13 protein-coding genes are annotated in these 16,010 nt (G+C 64.5%); 4 read left to right on the top strand and 9 right to left on the bottom strand.

Annotated features, from left to right (window positions below):
• Window positions 1-59: 59 nt before the first annotated feature.
• The 3 genes from OG921_RS04145 to OG921_RS04155 form a co-directional block, all read right to left on the bottom strand.
• Window positions 60-2,045: an acetoacetate--CoA ligase gene (locus OG921_RS04145; RefSeq protein WP_266111132.1), complete on the bottom strand. Its 1,986-nt coding sequence runs from the start codon at window positions 2,043-2,045 to the stop codon at window positions 60-62.
• Between the two features lie 103 nt (window positions 2,046-2,148).
• Window positions 2,149-3,921: an FAD-dependent monooxygenase gene (locus OG921_RS04150; RefSeq protein WP_266111133.1), complete on the bottom strand. Its 1,773-nt coding sequence runs from the start codon at window positions 3,919-3,921 to the stop codon at window positions 2,149-2,151.
• 85 nt (window positions 3,922-4,006) lie between these two features.
• Window positions 4,007-4,582 (bottom strand): VOC family protein, encoded by a 576-nt coding sequence (locus OG921_RS04155; protein ID WP_266111134.1) that lies wholly within the window; start codon window positions 4,580-4,582, stop codon window positions 4,007-4,009.
• A 166-nt stretch (window positions 4,583-4,748) separates the two neighbouring features.
• Between OG921_RS04155 and OG921_RS04160 the strand changes: the two genes are divergently transcribed.
• From OG921_RS04160 to OG921_RS04175, 4 genes are all read left to right on the top strand, one after another.
• Complete coding sequence (locus OG921_RS04160) at window positions 4,749-6,026, top strand: CdaR family transcriptional regulator (protein WP_266111135.1); 1,278 nt, start codon at window positions 4,749-4,751, stop codon at window positions 6,024-6,026.
• 247 nt (window positions 6,027-6,273) lie between these two features.
• A complete protein-coding gene (locus tag OG921_RS04165) occupies window positions 6,274-7,128 on the top strand; it encodes a fumarylacetoacetate hydrolase family protein (protein ID WP_266111136.1) in 855 nt (284 codons plus the stop codon).
• A 43-nt stretch (window positions 7,129-7,171) separates the two neighbouring features.
• Window positions 7,172-7,558: a nuclear transport factor 2 family protein gene (locus OG921_RS04170; protein ID WP_266111137.1), complete on the top strand. Its 387-nt coding sequence runs from the start codon at window positions 7,172-7,174 to the stop codon at window positions 7,556-7,558.
• A 77-nt stretch (window positions 7,559-7,635) separates the two neighbouring features.
• Entirely contained in the window at window positions 7,636-7,992 is a 357-nt protein-coding gene (locus tag OG921_RS04175) for a DoxX family protein (protein ID WP_266111138.1), read from the top strand.
• Between the two features lie 1,301 nt (window positions 7,993-9,293).
• Here the strand turns inward: OG921_RS04175 and OG921_RS04180 are convergent.
• From OG921_RS04180 to OG921_RS04205, 6 genes are all read right to left on the bottom strand, one after another.
• On the bottom strand, window positions 9,294-10,310 hold the full coding sequence (locus tag OG921_RS04180; RefSeq protein ID WP_266111139.1) for a nitronate monooxygenase: 1,017 nt from the start codon (window positions 10,308-10,310) through the stop codon (window positions 9,294-9,296).
• Window positions 10,311-11,348: 1,038 nt separating this feature from the next.
• Window positions 11,349-11,936, bottom strand: a complete 588-nt coding sequence (locus tag OG921_RS04185; protein ID WP_266111118.1) for an HD domain-containing protein — start codon at window positions 11,934-11,936, stop codon at window positions 11,349-11,351.
• Window positions 11,937-12,200: 264 nt separating this feature from the next.
• Window positions 12,201-12,350 carry a hypothetical protein gene (locus OG921_RS04190; protein WP_266111119.1) on the bottom strand — a complete coding sequence of 50 codons (150 nt, stop codon included), beginning with the start codon at window positions 12,348-12,350 and terminating at the stop codon, window positions 12,201-12,203.
• Window positions 12,351-12,372: 22 nt separating this feature from the next.
• Window positions 12,373-12,459, bottom strand: a complete 87-nt coding sequence (locus OG921_RS26585; protein ID WP_323182707.1) for a TetR family transcriptional regulator — start codon at window positions 12,457-12,459, stop codon at window positions 12,373-12,375.
• A gap of 651 nt (window positions 12,460-13,110) precedes the next feature.
• Window positions 13,111-14,070, bottom strand: coding sequence for an alpha/beta hydrolase (locus OG921_RS04200; protein WP_266111120.1), 960 nt, complete (start codon window positions 14,068-14,070; stop codon window positions 13,111-13,113).
• Between the two features lie 130 nt (window positions 14,071-14,200).
• A complete protein-coding gene (locus OG921_RS04205; RefSeq protein ID WP_266111121.1) occupies window positions 14,201-15,862 on the bottom strand; it encodes an NAD(P)/FAD-dependent oxidoreductase in 1,662 nt (553 codons plus the stop codon).
• Between the last annotated feature and the right edge of the window lie 148 nt (window positions 15,863-16,010).

Genomic DNA, 16,010 nt, shown 5'->3' on the forward strand with positions numbered 1-16,010 from the left:
ACCACCGTCACACCTGCGTGCCGCGCGCGATGGCGAGCTGGTGTGGTCCACGAGCGTCGTCACCGGCTCCGGGCGGCCTGGTTGAAGTTGTGGGCGTAGTCGATGAACCAGTCCAAAGTCGCGGCCTCGGCGACTGTCGCCCGGTTGAGGGCGGCCTCGGGCGCAGCCCCTTGGATCAGTTTCTTGATCGGGATCTCGAGCCGCTTCCCGGTGCGGGTGACGGGAACGGCCGGCACCGCGAGAATTTCGTCGGGGACGTGTCGGGGTGACACCGCTGTACGAATCGTGGTGCGGATTTTCTCGGTGAGCGCATCGTCGAGGTCGATCCCCGGTTCGAGCACCACGAACAGCGGCATGTGATACCTGCCGTCGGGCAGTTCCGCGCCGATCACGAGTGCGGTGGTGATCTCCGGCAGGGACTCGACAGCCTGGTAGATGTCGGCGGAACCCATGCGAACACCGCCGCGGTTGATGGTGGCGTCGGATCGGCCATGGATTCGACACGTCCCGTGGGGGGTGAAACTGATCCAGTCGCCGTGTCGCCACACGCCGGGGAAGGTGCCGAAATACGCGTCGTGGTACCGCAGCCCGTCCGGATCGTTCCAAAAGTAGATCGGCATCGACGGCATCGGCGCGGTGATCACCATTTCGCCGACTTCGTCGACGACCGGTCGGCCGTCGGGATCCCAGGATTGCACTGCGACGCCGAGGCACGGTCCCTGAATCTCACCGCGGTAGACCGGTTGCAGCGGGTTCGCGCCGACGAACGCAGTCGCGACATCTGTGCCGCCGCTGTCGGATCCCAGGTGAACGTCGGCGTTGACCGCGTCGTACACCCATCGCCATGTCGTGTCGGGCAGGGGCGAGCCGGTACTCATGATGGAGCGCAGACCGGACAGGTCGTAGTCCGCGCCGGGCTTCACGCCAGATTTCTCGCACATGCTCAGATATGCTGCGCCGGTGCCGAAACGGGTGACTCCGTGCTCGCCGCAGATGCCGAACAGCGTGCCGGGGCCCTGGGCGGTGAAGCTGCCGTCGTAGGTGATCACGGTGGCACCGGTGACCATGGCGTCGACGAGCATGTTCCAGACGACCCAGGCGGTACTGGCCGCGATGAACACTCGGTCGCTGTCGTCGAGGTCGTAGTGCAGGGCGTTGGCCTTGAGCGATTCCAACAAGATCCCACCGTGTGAATGGACGATGCCCTTGGGCAGGCCGGTGGTGCCGGAACTGTAGAGGATCCACAGTGGGTGGTCGAAGGGAACCGGCTCGTAGCTGGCTGTCGCTTCGCCGCGGATCAGATCGTCGTAGTCGTGGTAGCCCTCCGGTGCCGGCACCTCGGGGTCGAGGTTGCGGACCAGGATCGTGTGCTGCACAGTCGGAAGCTGTGCGCGCAGTTCGGCGATCAAATCGAGTCGGTGGTTGGTCTTCCCGTTGAACCGGTAGCCGTCGACACCGATCAGCAGTGCAGGTTCGATTTGCCTGAATCGGTCGACGAGTCCTTTCAGCCCGAAGTCCGGTGCACAACAAGACCACACGGCTCCGACGCTGGCACAGGCGAGGATGGACACTATCGCCGGCGCGGTGTTGGGCAGCACGGCCGCGACGCGGTCACCGGGGCGTACGCCCATGGCTCGTAGATGAGCGGCGAGGTTGGCGACCTGCTGGGTCAACTCGACGCCGGAGGTGTGGCTGCGGGTGCCGCGTTCGTCGAGGGCGACGATCGCGGTTGCCTCCGACTGGAACCGGCGCAGCAGGTTCTGTGCCCAGTTCACGCGTGTACCCGGAAACCAGCGTGCGCCGGGCATCGAATGTGACGCCAGGACCTCCGCCGGTGGACCGTCGAGCGACTCCACGCGAAAGTACTGCCAGATTGTGCCCCAGAACTGGTCTGTGTTCTCGGTCGACCAGCGCCACAACGACTGGTAATCGGTGGTGGTCACGCCGTGGGTATCGGCGAGCCACCGCTGGTAGCGGCCCATGTTCGAATCCGCGACGCGCCCCGGGGGTGGGGTCCACAGAAGTTCGCGGGTCTCGCTCGACATCGAGGGGATTCCTTCCGAGCTTAATGGATCGGTTGTGGGGAAGTGAAAGTCGGTGAGGCGGCGCGGATCAGTCCTAGTCAACCGCCCCACCGACGCCGAGCCGCTAGTGGCGGCCGAGAATCGCTTCGAACGCCGCGGTCATGGTGTGTTCCGTGTCTTCGGCGAGTTCGACACTGCGCCAGGCGATGTGGTTGTCCGGCCGGACGAGGATCGCTCCGCCGTCACCGATTTCGCGCAACTTCGCCCACGTGCCGTGTTCGTCGGCGAGGTCGGCACCGATGCGGGCCACGTTGACCCGGATGCCGAACTTGTCGGCGGCCACCTCGGCGGCGCGCGCCCACGCCGAACCGTCGGAGCCGGTGATCAACCCGAAAACGCCGGTGTTGTCGACGATGTCGTGGGTGGAGATCCGGTCACCCTGCTTGTCCAGCCAGGCATGTGGCAACCGGTGACCGGGCCGGGTCGAAGGTGTATAGATCGTCCCGGTCGCGGACCGCGGCGGCGGCGCGGATCCGTCCGCCACAACGGCCGCACCGTCGATTGCGTAGTGATAGCCGATCTCCACGTCGTGGGCCTGAAACTCGGCCTGCTGGGTATTGATGGTTGTTTCGGCCCTCGCGCGCAACGCGTCGCCAAGCAGTCCGTCAGAGAACAGCGCATGGAAAGCCGCGACGTTGACCTCGAGGGGCGCGCCGGGGGTCAACCCGATCCCGGCGTCGATCACGGTGTGGTTGGCGAATGCCATCAGCGCCCAGTCCGCTCCGTCGGTGCTGACCGGTTTGCGCTCGGCTTCGTAGGTATCGAGCAGGGCGTCGGTGGCGGAGCCTTTGATCACCTGGGCCAGTTTCCACGTGAGGTTGTAGGCGTCCTGGATGCCGGTGTTCAAGCCGAGACCGGTGGTCGGCGGCTGGCGGTGCGCCGCGTCGCCGGCCAGGAAGATGTCACCGACGCGCCAGCGGTCGGCGACGATGCGGTCCAGGATCCAGTGACTGACCTTATGCACTTGCAGCGTCAGGTCGGGCAAGCGCAGCAGCTCGCGCAGTCGGGGGACGATGGCCTCCTCGTTGAACCGTTCCGGGTCATCGGGCCGGAACGCGAAGTGCACGACCCATTCTTCGGAATTGCGTCCCCACGTCGGGCCCATCTGCACCATCGCTCCTGCCCCCCAGGAACTTTCACCCTCGGGGTTGAGGAACCAGGTGATGAGTGTCTGGTCGTCCCAGTACTCCGAGAGGTCCGCGGTGAAGTGGGTGCTCACCATGTCGACCATGCCGGTCGGGCCGACCATCGCGACCCCTTCGCGGGGGCCGACGCTCTTGCCCCCGTCAGCCGCGATGACGTAACGAGCGTTGACCGTGAATCGTTCGTTGGTGTCGCGATTGACCACCGTGGCCACGACACCGGAGTCGGTCTGCTCCCAGTCGAGCACCTCGTGGTTGTAGCGGATCCGCTCGGCGCCCCGCTTCTCGGCCTCGGCGCGCAGCAACGGTTCGAGCCGTAACTGTGGGTAGTTGGTCGCGGTGACCGGGCTGTCGGCATCGTAACGCTCCCGCAGGCTGTTTCCGCCGAACGCGTCCATCCGGTGAATTTCCTTGCGATCCAGGACGCCGTCACCGCCGAGCGAGGTCATCCACCGGATCTGACCGAACTTCTCGATCGGACAACCGACTTCGTAGATGGCGTCGGCGACACCGTGCTGGCGGTAGATCTCCATGGTGCGCTGGTTGAGGTAGTGCGCCTTCGGCAGGACCGACGTGCTCGGGTGCCGTTCGACGAGCAGATGGTCGATGCCGAGGTTGGACAAGAAGATCGAACTGGATAGACCACATCCGCCGCCGCCGATGATGAGGACGGGGATGTCGATGGTTGTAGACATGGGTGATCCTTGCGTTGAATGGTGGACTGCGGAATCGAGCAGGTAATGCCGAGGCGAATCTGCGTGAGAAGCAGGTTCGGGAGTTTCAGGCGCCGGCCAGGACGCTCATCGGGTCGGGCAGGTCGGGGCTCGCTTCGACGGCCCAGGACCGCGTGATCAGGTCAGCGGGTGGTGTGCCGGCCTGGCGCGCCCGGCGCATCAGCGCGGGGTCGAAACCGACGCCGACCGGGTTGCCGCCGTACTCGGGGCCCCGCATGTAGTCGGTGGCTTCGTCGGGAGTCGCGAAGTTGTCGATCTGTAGTTCGACGAAGTTTCCGTCCGGATCCTGGTAGTAGATCGAGGTCGTGACACCGTGCTGGATCGGGACTTTCGGCGAGATCCCTTTACCTTCGAGTTCCTCGTACCGGTCGAGCAGGTCGTCGAGGGTGTCGAAGGTGTAGGCGGTGTGATGCATACCTGCGGCAGTCGGCGACTTCGGATCCAGCTGAACCGGAGCGCCCAGGAACGCGATGCGGTGGTGCTCCTCATCGAAGGTGACAAAGCACAAGCCGTGTCCTTCGTACACCACGTGCGCGTTCAGCACTGTGCAGTACCAGTCGCGCATCTGCTCGAGTCGGCTCGTCTGGAGCACTACGTGCGCGAATTTGGGTGTTGCGGTCATCGGTGACCCTCCATGTTGTGAGAGTGTTTACCGTCTTCCGACGGGCTTGTGGCTTGTGTCACAATTGCAACGCAGATCCGAGGCGTGAAACCACTGTCTGCATCACAGGAACGCACGCCCGATTTGGGCTGGAACCCAAACCTCCCGCTCCGAGAAGGACGACGACATGCCACACTGGGCGGTCCAACTCACCGGCAAGCGCGCGCACGGTCCCGAACTGGAATGGCTCGGACCCGACGGCGGACGGGTCCGCGGAGCACTCGGCGATGGCGCGGTCGGCTGGGCCGTCGAGGTCGGAAACGATATTGCCGAGCGGATCACCGCCGATATTCCGCAACTGGGCGAAGGGGTTTCGAACTTCAACGCTATTCGTCGCGCCACCACCTCGACCGTGCTGCGGGCCTTGACCCTGGTCTGCGACCTCGGCGGGCAACACATTTCCCTGGCCGGCGCGGAGGTGGTCGACATCGCGCGCGACTTCGCCAGACGAGGGATGGAACTCGACGATCTGTTGCGCTCGATCCGCGTGGGATATGCGGTGCTCGCCGCGGCACTGCTCGACAGCGCCAGTGCGCTGGCACCGCGCGCCGAGACGACCGCCGAAGTTCGGCGGATCTCGGTTCTGTTGTTCGAAGAGCTCGACGAGTTCACCAGGGCGGCCGCCGCCGCGTTCCTCGACGAACAAAGCACCTGGTCAGCCAGTATTTCCGCAGCGCGACTCGACCTGGTCGAGGCGATCCTGCGTGGCGACGATTTCGACAGCGAGCACACCGAGCAGATACTCGGCTACTCGCTCGACTCCCAGCACCTGGCGGTGATCGCCTGGACCGACGAAACATCGCGCCACACAACCGGACACGATCTTCGCAACGTGATCAAACCCGTCCTGCGTCGATGGGCGCCGCCCACTTCCACCCTCATCGTGCCGGTCGGATCACGCAGCATCTGGGCCTGGGCCGCCATTCCGGGCACACCACACCCCCCGCAAGCACCGGGACTGCCGGAATTCGAGGCCACCCACATCGTGCTCGGGCAACCCGGAACAGGGCCCAACGGATTCCGGCAGAGCCATGCCGAAGCACGCGCAGTCGAACGCGTCGTCCGCAGCCTCTCCTCCTCCACCACCGCATCCACCACCGCCCACGAGGACATCGATCTGGAGGTGCTGCTGCTGTCGGATCTCGAGGCCGCCCGCCGCTTCGTGGAGCGACACCTCGGACGGCTCGCCGGTACGGATCCGCGATTGAGCGAACTTCGCACGACCCTGCGGCACTACCTCGACCTGGACCACAGCCTCGCAAAGGTCGCCCAGATCGAACACGTTTCCCGAAACACCGTGACCTACCGGGTCAACCAGGCCATGACGCTTTGCGCGCACCCTGCAGGGGCGCCTACGACCAAACTGCGTGTTGCACTGACAATTTCGTCTCTTCTCGGTCACTGAGCGCGTCAATCGAACGCGCCGGGGCAACCGGGAGTCAGCCCGACCTCTTGCCCCGATCTCCGCATCTCTCGATACAAGAACTTTCCGCGAACGGTTGCTGTTATAACATATTGCGGGCATAGTGATAGATGCCACGTCCGCCGCCGGACCTGAAAGAATCGACGATGGGCCGTCCGCCCATCTCGGCTACCGAGCGACCCTCCCGGTGTTCCGAGAGGCGTGGATGCCCGCAAAGGAGTTCGCCACAATGCGAATCGTCAACCAGCACAATCGCCTCGGCCTGATCACCGCCGCTGGCGTAGTGGACGTGAACACCGCCAGCGGTGGACGCTTCCCCAGCGATCCCTCTGCAATATTCGCCCAGTGGCGCAAATTTCGGCAGTGGGCCCTCGAAGCACCCGACGGTCCGGTGACCGAACTGGACGCGACCGCACTGGGACCGCCGGTGCCGCGCCCGCCGCAGGTTTTCGCCATCGGCCTGAACTACCGCGACCATGCCGCCGAAGCGGGGCTCGAACTCCCGGCCACTCCCCAGGTGTTCACCAAGTTCCCCGGCTCCGTGACCGGTCCCACGACAACGATCGACCTACCATCGGCAGCAGTCGATTTCGAGGCCGAGCTGGTCGTGGTGATCGGCCTACCAACCCGGCATGTCGAGTCGGAGAACGCCTGGAGCCATGTGGCCGGCCTGACGATCGGCCAGGATCTGTCCGATCGTGTGGTCCAACTCAAACCGCCCGCCCCCGCCCAGTTCAGTCTGGGCAAGTCTTTCGCCGGCTTCGCCCCGATCGGGCCCGTGCTGGTAACTCCGGACGAGTTCGCCGATCCCGACGACCTCGAGATCGGGTGCACCCTGTCGGGTGAACAGATGCAGAAGGCCCGGACCTCCGACTTTATCTTCTCTATTCCCGACATCATCGCCTACCTATCCGCGGTCCTGCCCTTGTTCCCGGGCGATCTCATCTTCACCGGAACGCCCGCCGGCGTCGGCTGGGCACGAGAACCCAAGCGCCTCATCACCGCACGCGACGAACTCCTCACCTACGTCGAGAACATCGGCCACATGCGACACCGCTTCCGCGACGCCCCGCCCTCGCGCTGAGCTCCCCCAATTCATCCCTGTCCGCCTCTGATCGGAGCAATTCATGTCCACGAACACCACCAGCGGTCTGGAGACCAGTCGCGCACTCCTCGCTGCCGCCGACACCGACATCGCAGCCTTCTTCGGCTACTTTTCCGACGACTGTTCCTTCCGCATGGCGAACAACGACCTCGTTACCGGTCGCGACAACATTCAGAACTGGGTAGCGACCTACCTGGGATCCGTGGCCGGCATGCGACACCACATCATCGATGAATGGGCCGACGGTGACGTCACAGCCCTGCGGGTCGAGGTCACCTACACCATGCAGAACGGCGAGCAGTTCATCCTTCCCGCCGTTACCCGCACCCGCGTCAGCGACGGAAAAGTCACCGAGTACCTGATCTTCATGGACCCCTCCCCTGTGCTAGCGGCTTCGGCGACGGCATAGAACACACGCACGACAGCGCACCGCGCGCTAACGCAAACCTCCCACCCCTCACACTCTTCCGCTTTGGAGAACATACGGTGCACAACACCATCATCGTCATATCGCTGCTGCTTGCCGTCTTCCTCGGATTCCTTGGCATCGGAAAACTCGTCGGTCTGCGGAGTTCGCGCGCAATTACCGATCACCTCGGCGTCAGTGTGCCCCTCGCACGTCTGATCGGTCTCGCGGAATGCGCTGCGGCCCTTGGTCTCGTCGGGATCACCTTCGGATTCACCGGGTTGGGAATCGCCGCAATCCTCGGAACGTGCGCCATGATGATCGGTGCTGTGGTATATCACGCTCGCGCGGGAGACAAGGCGCTCGATTTCGCCCCCGCCCTCGTCGTTCTCGTGGCTTCCTCCGCGCTGCTCGCGCTTCAGCTCGGCACCAACTGATCCTGATTCGAACGACGCCGGAGCCCACGACATACACGTCAGGGAGTGCTGCACGGATAGGTGAAATCTGATCTGTGGTGCCGAGAGGCGCTGCTGGAAGGATGTGGACTGTGCCGAAGCCGTATCCCAGGGAGTTCCGTGACGACGTCGTCCGGGTGGTCCGCAATTGAGAACCGGGCCAGCACTGAAAACAAGACCGCGACCGATTTCGGGAGTTCCTCACGGCCCCGGATCGCTCGACGCATCGCGAACGGCACTCGGTGCCACGATGTTCGGTGCCAGTGGAGTCACCAAGCGGAATGTCACCGGAGGCGCAATCGGTAACCGCGCACTCCGGTTCGGGCGCTGACCTGCGCCTTTGCTGCGAATCGGGGAACCGGGCGCGCAATCCGTGACCATCCGCCACCCGAGCGGAAGGTCACGCCGGTCGACGCACCGCGCCGCGAGATACAACGCGCATCGGAGAATCCCGCCCCGAGTGCGACGCCACGGCCGCCAACGCTCGATCGGTTCACCCCCGCACACCGCCAGCAAAGACCCGAACCCACGAATCATACTGAACGTCAATCTATTTCAATCGGATCGAGACCGACCCAGGTTCGATACGAGATGACCACGACGACACCCCGACCCACCCATGCCGAACCGGTCGTTACCACCGTCGATGCACACGATGACCGCGATCGACGAAAGACTCGCCAGGAGGATCTGTCCGGATCTGTCCGGATCTGTCCAAAAAAAGACCACTATTGACTGACAACTCTGGAAATGATCTTGGTTACAACGCTCTGCCCTGCGGTTTTGTGGTGGTCCCGGCTGGGATCGAACCAGCGACCTTCCGCGTGTGAAATGGACACAACCCCAGGTGATTTCGGAACTACCAGGTCAGACCGGACTCAACTCCTCCAACTGGACCAACTGGACCAACTGGACCGACCCGTTGGACAGATACTAGCCACATGGACACTCGACCAACACCCTGATCGGGTGACACCGAGTGCTGTGACACCGCGTGCCACGTCCGAACCGGGCCCAGCTCGTGATGATCGAGACACTCGATTACCTCGCCTTGGTCCGTGCCGCACCGCATCGCCGTCATCACAGCCTCGCACGGGACGCCGAGCGTGCATCCCGCGATGCGGCCGCGCAGACCCTGCTCGATTGGAATCGCGTGGTCTTGCCCAGCCGAGATGCCGCGGAGGGTATTACCGCGTTTCTTGAGCGGCGCAGTGCGGTCTTCGAAGGGCGTGAGTCAGCCGATCGGACACCTCACCTGGTTGCGGGGGGATGCTCCGTCGTAGTCAGAGCAGTGCGTGCATGATCTCTGCGACCGAAGCGGCGCGTGCCTGACGAAACGCGGTGCCCGCCCATAAGGCCATACCGTGGGGGTCGCCGCGGTGTGCTGCGGCCGTCTGCAGAGGACCGGTGATGTGCGCCACCTCGGGAAACCCCAGAGGCGCCGCGCTATCGTGATCGTCGATGAATCGGTTGCGCAGTCCGCGCGCGTATCGGCCGGTAAATGACCGCGTGACAACGGTTTCGGTGAAACCCTCATCCTGTAGCGCAGCGCGATGAGCCGGGTGGGTGCCCGCTTCGTCGGCCAATAGGAGCGCTGTGCCGACCTGCGTGGCGATCGCGCCGGACGCGAGGGAATCGGCAACGTCCTCAGCTGTGGCGATACCTCCAGCCGCGACGACGGGCATATCCACTCGGGCACGCACTGCGTGAAGGAGCGCGGGCAGCAGCTCACTGGGGGGTTGGTGGGCAGGGTTGAATGTGGAGCGATGGCCGCCGGCTGACGGGCCTTGTACAACGATTGCATCGACGCCATGGGCCTCGGCCATTGCGGCTTCCGATGGCGTCGTCACGGTGGCTAGTGTGCTGATCCCGGCGCCATGTAGCTGCGAGCACTCCTCGGCACTGGGAACGCCGAATGTAAACGAAAGCAGATCCGGGCGGACATCGAGTGCCATCGCCAGTTGGGCGGACCACTGCTTGTCGTTGTATTGCACGGCGCCGAGTTCGACACCGTAGCGCTGCGCCTCGGGCTCAAGGGTACGGGCATACTCTGCGAGCTCACGCTGTGTACAGACGCTTGGCTGCGGTACGAAGAGGTTCACACCGAATGGGCCTGACGTTAGGGCGGCGGTGGTTTCGAATGTGCTGGCGAGGGCTTCGGCAATGAGCAGGCCCCCTGCGATGATGCCAAGACCCCCGGCGTTGGTCGCCGCGGCCACGAGCGCCGGAGTGGACGGGCCGCCGGCCATCGGCGCGGCAATCACCGGAACGGTCAAACTGCGCAAATCAAATCGCTTCACTTCGTTAGCTTCCTGTTGAAGACTGCCCACTTCGGCGCCGGCTCGGCGCGCGCCTACCTTCGATGTGAAACAGTGCGATCGTCCGTGCCAGTTGCTGAGGCACAATGATGACGCACCCGGTTGCCACCGGCACGCTTGCCGGCGCAATTCGCCTACAAAGTCATCGACGCAGCGGCGTCCGACCTCGTGGACGAACTCGACCTCTCGGCGCTCCCGATCCTCTGGCTATGGTGACGCGAATCAGGACCCAGGGCGGAGCCTCGTGACCTTCCGCCACCGGAGCGGAAGGTCACACCGCGCTGACGTACCGTACCGAGCGCTACCGCGCGCATCGGAGACCCGCCCCGCGTGCCCACGGCACGGCGCGAACGCGCGTTCGGATCAGCACCCCCACACCGCCAGTAAAGACCTGAATCCGCGAATCACGCTGAACAGAAAGCTATTTCACCTGAACGAGACGGTCCCCGGTTCGATACTGATGACCACGACGACACCCCGACCCGCGCGCGTGCCCAGCCGGCCGTTCCCGCCATCGATGCACCACAACGACCGCGATCGACGAAGACTCGCCAGGAGGATCTGTCCGGATATGGCCAAATAGAGACCACTATTGTCTGACAACTCTGGAAATAATCTTGGTCACAACGTCCTGAGCAGCAGTTTTGTGGTGGTCCCGGCTGGGATCGAACCAGCGACCTTCCGCGTGTGAAATGGACACGACCCCAAGTCATTTCGAAACTACCAGGTCAGCACGGCGCAACTCCCCCCACTGGTCAACCTGGACCAGTCCGTCCGACCCGTTGGCCCGATGCTCGCCACATGGACACTTTGACCAACACCGTGATCGGGTGACATGCCTGCCCAACACCGCATGCCGCGGCCGAACCGGGGTCCACCGTGAAGCTGAATCGGGAACTGGTAGCGCTGCGAAACATGCTGCGCCGGCCGGTGTTCCGGTTCTGGCCGCACCCTGCATCGTGGTCCGGTCGGACCGTGGTGATCGAACAGGCGTGGCCCCCGACTGGACTGACGGTGTGGCTACCCGCCGCGGTCGGGGTCGGGTGCACCGCTGCTCCGGTGGTCTTCGACGCGGGCGAGGGCGGCACGGATGTAGGGTTCGCGCTGCGGGTGGGCGCGGGCGTTCGGTGAGTCCGGGCCGTGCCGGTCGAGCATGTCGCGCAACCCCTGATCGACGGTCACGGTCTGCCCGTGCGGGCCGGAGGTTTGATCGGCAATCGTCAACGCATCGGTGAGCGCGTCCTGCACGAATCCGAACTCGGCCAGTTCCGCATCGAACCCGCGGACCGCGGCCACGAACCGTGCCCCGGAGTGGTGCGCCACCAGTTCACAGACCAGTGGCGGCCAACCGCGGGCGCGGAGGTAGCGGGCGCCATTGATCGGGTGGAACCCGATGTCCTTCAGATCCTGGGCGTAGCCGAGGTCGTGCAGCCACGCCGTCGCCACCAGGGTGTCGCGGTCGCCGACATCGACCGTGCCCGACAGTGCGACCGCACGTGCGGCCACCCCGCTGATGTGCTCCACCCGCGCGGGATCGTCCACCAGCAGCCGCCGCGTCAACGCCTGTGCGCCCGGCACCAACGACGACGGCTTCGCCTGATCGACCACCCTGCCAACCTCCTCCTCACGCGACCAGGACCGGATCACCGGCCGATCCGGACGGAACCGACACCCCAGCTTCTCAGCACGAACCCCCGAGCGGCACTTCTCAGGGCACGATCGCCCACCCGTGCGGTAACAGTGCGCGAGAATCCTGAGCGAATTCCTGCATGGGTGTCGTTCGACGCCCGTCCCTCGGGGTTAGCGATGCAGGCGCGGGTGCGCCGCCTTCAAAAGTAGGCGGGACCTATCTCGGCTGCGGAACCGCGCGAGCTACGCGGCGGCCCAGCGTTCCAGCAGCAGCGATCCGACATCACGGACCGCGGCCTGCAAGCTGCACATGGTCTCCACGTAAGAGCAGAAGCCCTGCCACGGATCGGGGTGTTTCAGCGCGCGTTTCGCAGCGTCGGCGTACTCGGCCACCTTCTCGCGCAGGCCGCGCCGATCAACTTTTTACGGTAGGAAACCGGCGGTACAAGGTGCCCACTCCGACTCCGGACTCGCGGGCGATGTCCTCGAGCGATGCCGCCAATCCACGTTCGGCGAAGACCCGTTGGGCAGTCTCGGTCCCACTCGACGTGGTCCAGGCGATCCTCGGTCATGCGGCTTTGAGCTCGACCCGGATCTATACCAACGCGCCCACTGCCCCGCGGCCGGATCAACACCTGCAGCGGACGATCAAGGGCGGGTCGGCGTTCGTCTATCGCGGCATCAGCTTCATCCTCGTCGCGATGGTCGGCTGGATCGTGTTCCTCATCGTGTACCGGAGAAGGCAGGATCGTACCCGACCCGGCTGCGCGCGCGATCGGCACCGGGTTCGGCAGCGCCTGGTTGCGGGCCGGATCCTCGATCGGACCCATGCTGGTCGGATTCATCGTCACCGGCATCGGGATCCAGTACGTGTTCGGCATCGAAACCAAGGGCAAAGTGCTCGAAGAACTCTCACGCTAACGACACAGCAACAAGCGGTTCCGCACAAGACACCCCTTGTGCGGGATCGCTTGTTGCCGATCCGACCGGACCGAATTCCACTCGTAGGACCACTAGCGAGCCGGTATTGCAGAACAACAAACGCTTGCGCGATTGCGTCCCGGATCACTCGATGCCGTAGCCTCCCACGGTTTGTCCCTCTCGGGGACAATGGTTCCCCGGCCGTTCCGGATCATGTCATGACATCGGTTCTCTACTGTGTCATTTCCTGCTGCCGCGATCGGTCGGTGAACCGTGCGATGAGGAAGTCGGTGATGGTTGTGTGCATTTCGGAGCTGCGCGGAACTGCCCCGGACATCCAGTAGACGCCGTGCACTAGCCCGTCGAATCGGATGATGTCGGTCTGTACGCCGGCGTTCACGAGCTGCTTGCCGTACGCCTCGGCCTCGTCGCGGGACACCTCGTATTCGGTGGTGAGGACGAGGGCGGGTGGTAACCCTGCCAGCGAAGGAGCCTTCGAGGGTGTCGCGTGAGGATTGTCGGCATCCTGCGGAGAGGAAAGGTACTGCTGCCAGAACCAATCGAGGCCGGCGGCGGTAATGACGTAGCCCTCCTCGCACTCATACCTGGACGGCAACTTCGCCGTCGAATCGATGACCGGGTACGTCAGCACTTGGGCGACTAGGTGCGGTCCGCCCTCGTCCCTGGCGCGCTGGGCGGCGACTGCGGCGAGGTTGCCGCCGGCACTATCACCCTGAACTGCTATACGGTTCGCGTCCCCACCGAAGTCGGTCGCATTGTTGGCGACCCATTGCAGCGCGGCGAAGGTGTCATCGGTTGCGGCCGGAAATTTGTGTTCAGGTGCAAGCCGGTAGCTCGCGGCGGCGACGATGGCTGCGGCGTCGTTGGCCAACGCGCGGCACGGCTCGTCCACCACACCGAGCCCACCGGCGATGAAGCCGCCGCCGTGGAAGTAGACGACGATCGGCAACGGGCCGGGGGCATCGGGGATGTACAACCTGATGTGCTGGTCACCGTCGGGGCCGGGGTAGGTCGTGTCGACGACTTTTGCTACCTCGCGGGCCGGGGCCTGTAGATCGGTGAAGGTGGCCACGAGGTCGCGGGCTTCGCTGACACTCATCTGCTCGAACGAGCGCACGCGTTGCGCGTTCAACCCGTTGATCAAGTCCTGTACTGCGGCGTCGACTGGCATCGGATCCTCCTCGAAGGATGGGGTGACTGGCTGGGCCGGGGCACTCGGAGGAAGCAAAAGCTGATTGCTCCACCCGAGCGGGCCGGGGTGTCTGTCGCTTCGGTTCTGGCGGGGGGTCGAGCGGGACCTGTCAGGCCTGCGTGGGGGTCAGTTGTCGTGCGACTCCCTCGCACGACAGGGTGAATCCCTCGTAACCCTTGTCGACGACATCGGCGCAGATCTCCCGGTAGGCGGGAGCGCCGCCGAGGTAGACCAGGCATACACGCGGCTTGCCGGGGATGTTCGCGCCCATCCACCAGGAGTCGGTTCCGGGGAGCAGGGTGGCTTGGGCGAGCTCGTTCGCGTGGTCGACCCACTTGGTCTCGGCGTCGAGTGTCGGTTCCATGGTGTCGAGACCGTTCCGGCGAAGGTGGTCGATGGCGTCGGCGACGAAGTCGACGTGGTCCTCGATGGCCAGCGGCATGTTGTAGAGCACCGAGGGGCTCTGCGGTCCCGTGATGAGGAACAGATTCGGGAACCCGTGAATGGTCAGCCCGAGGTAGGTGTGCGGCCCGTCCACCCACTTGTCGGACAGCTTGCGACCATCTCGCCCGACGATGCCCATGTCCAACAGCGGCCCGGTCATGGCATCGAATCCCGTGGCGAGAACGATGACGTCGAAGTCGTAGTCGCCCTCGGCGGTGCGGACACCGTTCTCGGTCACCGCGGTGATCGGCGAACTGGCCACATCGATCAGCCTCACGTTGTCCCGGTTGTACGTCTCGTAATAGTTGGTTTCGAACGGGGGCCGCTTCGTGCCATACGGGTGGTTCGTCGGCGACAGTTTCTCTGCCACGACAGGGTCGCTGACCCGCTCACGGATCCGTTCGCGCACGTAGTTGGAGACGGTGTCGTTGGCGGCCTTGTCGAACAAGACATCCTGAAAGGTGTCGATGAAGAACCGGAACCCGCCCTCGTCCCAGCATTCGTCGAAGATGCGGCGCCGGGTCTCGGGCGAGACCCCGAGTGCAGAGGGGTGTGCCTGGTCGTACGGGACGCCGATGAACGAACTTCTCGCCACATCACGCACCGCCGGGTAGTTGGCCTTGACCTGACCGACCCGGACGGGGTCCGACGGGGCGTTCCCGAGCGGGGTGGCGTAATTGGGGGTGCGCTGGAAGACCGTGAGGTGACCGGCCTGCTTACCTATCTCGGTGATCGCCTGGATTCCGCTCGACCCGGTGCCGATGACGGCGACCCGCTTCCCGGTGAAGTCCACGCCCTCATGCGGCCACTTTCCGGTCAAGTAGACCTCGCCCACGAAGGTGTCGATGCCGTCGAACTCCGGATTCTTCGGGACCGACAGGTTGCCGGCGCCCGAAATCAGGTAGCGCCCGGTGGAAACGGAGCCGTCCCCACTGCCGACCTGCCAGAGTCCGCGGTCATCGTTCCAGACCGCCGAGGTGATCCGCGTCGCGAACTCGATGTCATCGCGCAGGTTGAACCGGTCGGCGACGTGGTTCAGGTACGCCAAGATCTCGGGCTGCGAAGCGTACTTCTCGGACCACTCCCACTCTTGTTCGAGTTCGGCGGAGAACGAATAGGAGTAGTGGATGCTCTCGATGTCGCAGCGTGCGCCCGGGTACCTGTTCCAATACCAGGTGCCGCCCAGGTCGTCGCCGGCCTCGAAGACCCGGACGCGCAGTCCCATCTGATCGCGCAGCTTGTGCAGTGCGTACAGCCCAGCGAAGCCGGCACCGATGACGATGGCGTCGTAATCGGCGGTCGAGGTAGAGGTCTGCCCGGCAGTCATGACGGTCCTTCCGTTGGGCCACCGAAGATCTGGGCGGCGAATGTGTCGCACCTAGGGCGGTGGGGGTGTCATCAAGCATTGCGTCGTCCACCCCGGTACCGCGCGGGGGAGATCACCCCACCGACTACCTGTGTTTCTGGTCCATCGA

This window comes from Aldersonia sp. NBC_00410 (assembly GCF_026342035.1).
Taxonomy (GTDB): Bacteria; Actinomycetota; Actinomycetes; order Mycobacteriales; family Mycobacteriaceae; genus Aldersonia.

What these genes read in the sequence shown, in the direction of transcription:
- OG921_RS04145 (WP_266111132.1), bottom strand. Translation starts at nt 2,045, where the DNA reads ATGTCGAGCGAGACCCGCGAACTTCTGTGGACCCCACCCCCGGGGCGC.
- OG921_RS04150 (WP_266111133.1), bottom strand. Translation starts at nt 3,921, where the DNA reads ATGTCTACAACCATCGACATCCCCGTCCTCATCATCGGCGGCGGCGGA.
- OG921_RS04155 (WP_266111134.1), bottom strand. Translation starts at nt 4,582, where the DNA reads ATGACCGCAACACCCAAATTCGCGCACGTAGTGCTCCAGACGAGCCGA.
- OG921_RS04160 (WP_266111135.1), top strand. Translation starts at nt 4,749, where the DNA reads ATGCCACACTGGGCGGTCCAACTCACCGGCAAGCGCGCGCACGGTCCC.
- OG921_RS04165 (WP_266111136.1), top strand. Translation starts at nt 6,274, where the DNA reads ATGCGAATCGTCAACCAGCACAATCGCCTCGGCCTGATCACCGCCGCT.
- OG921_RS04170 (WP_266111137.1), top strand. Translation starts at nt 7,172, where the DNA reads ATGTCCACGAACACCACCAGCGGTCTGGAGACCAGTCGCGCACTCCTC.
- OG921_RS04200 (WP_266111120.1), bottom strand. Translation starts at nt 14,070, where the DNA reads ATGCCAGTCGACGCCGCAGTACAGGACTTGATCAACGGGTTGAACGCG.
- OG921_RS04205 (WP_266111121.1), bottom strand. Translation starts at nt 15,862, where the DNA reads ATGACTGCCGGGCAGACCTCTACCTCGACCGCCGATTACGACGCCATC.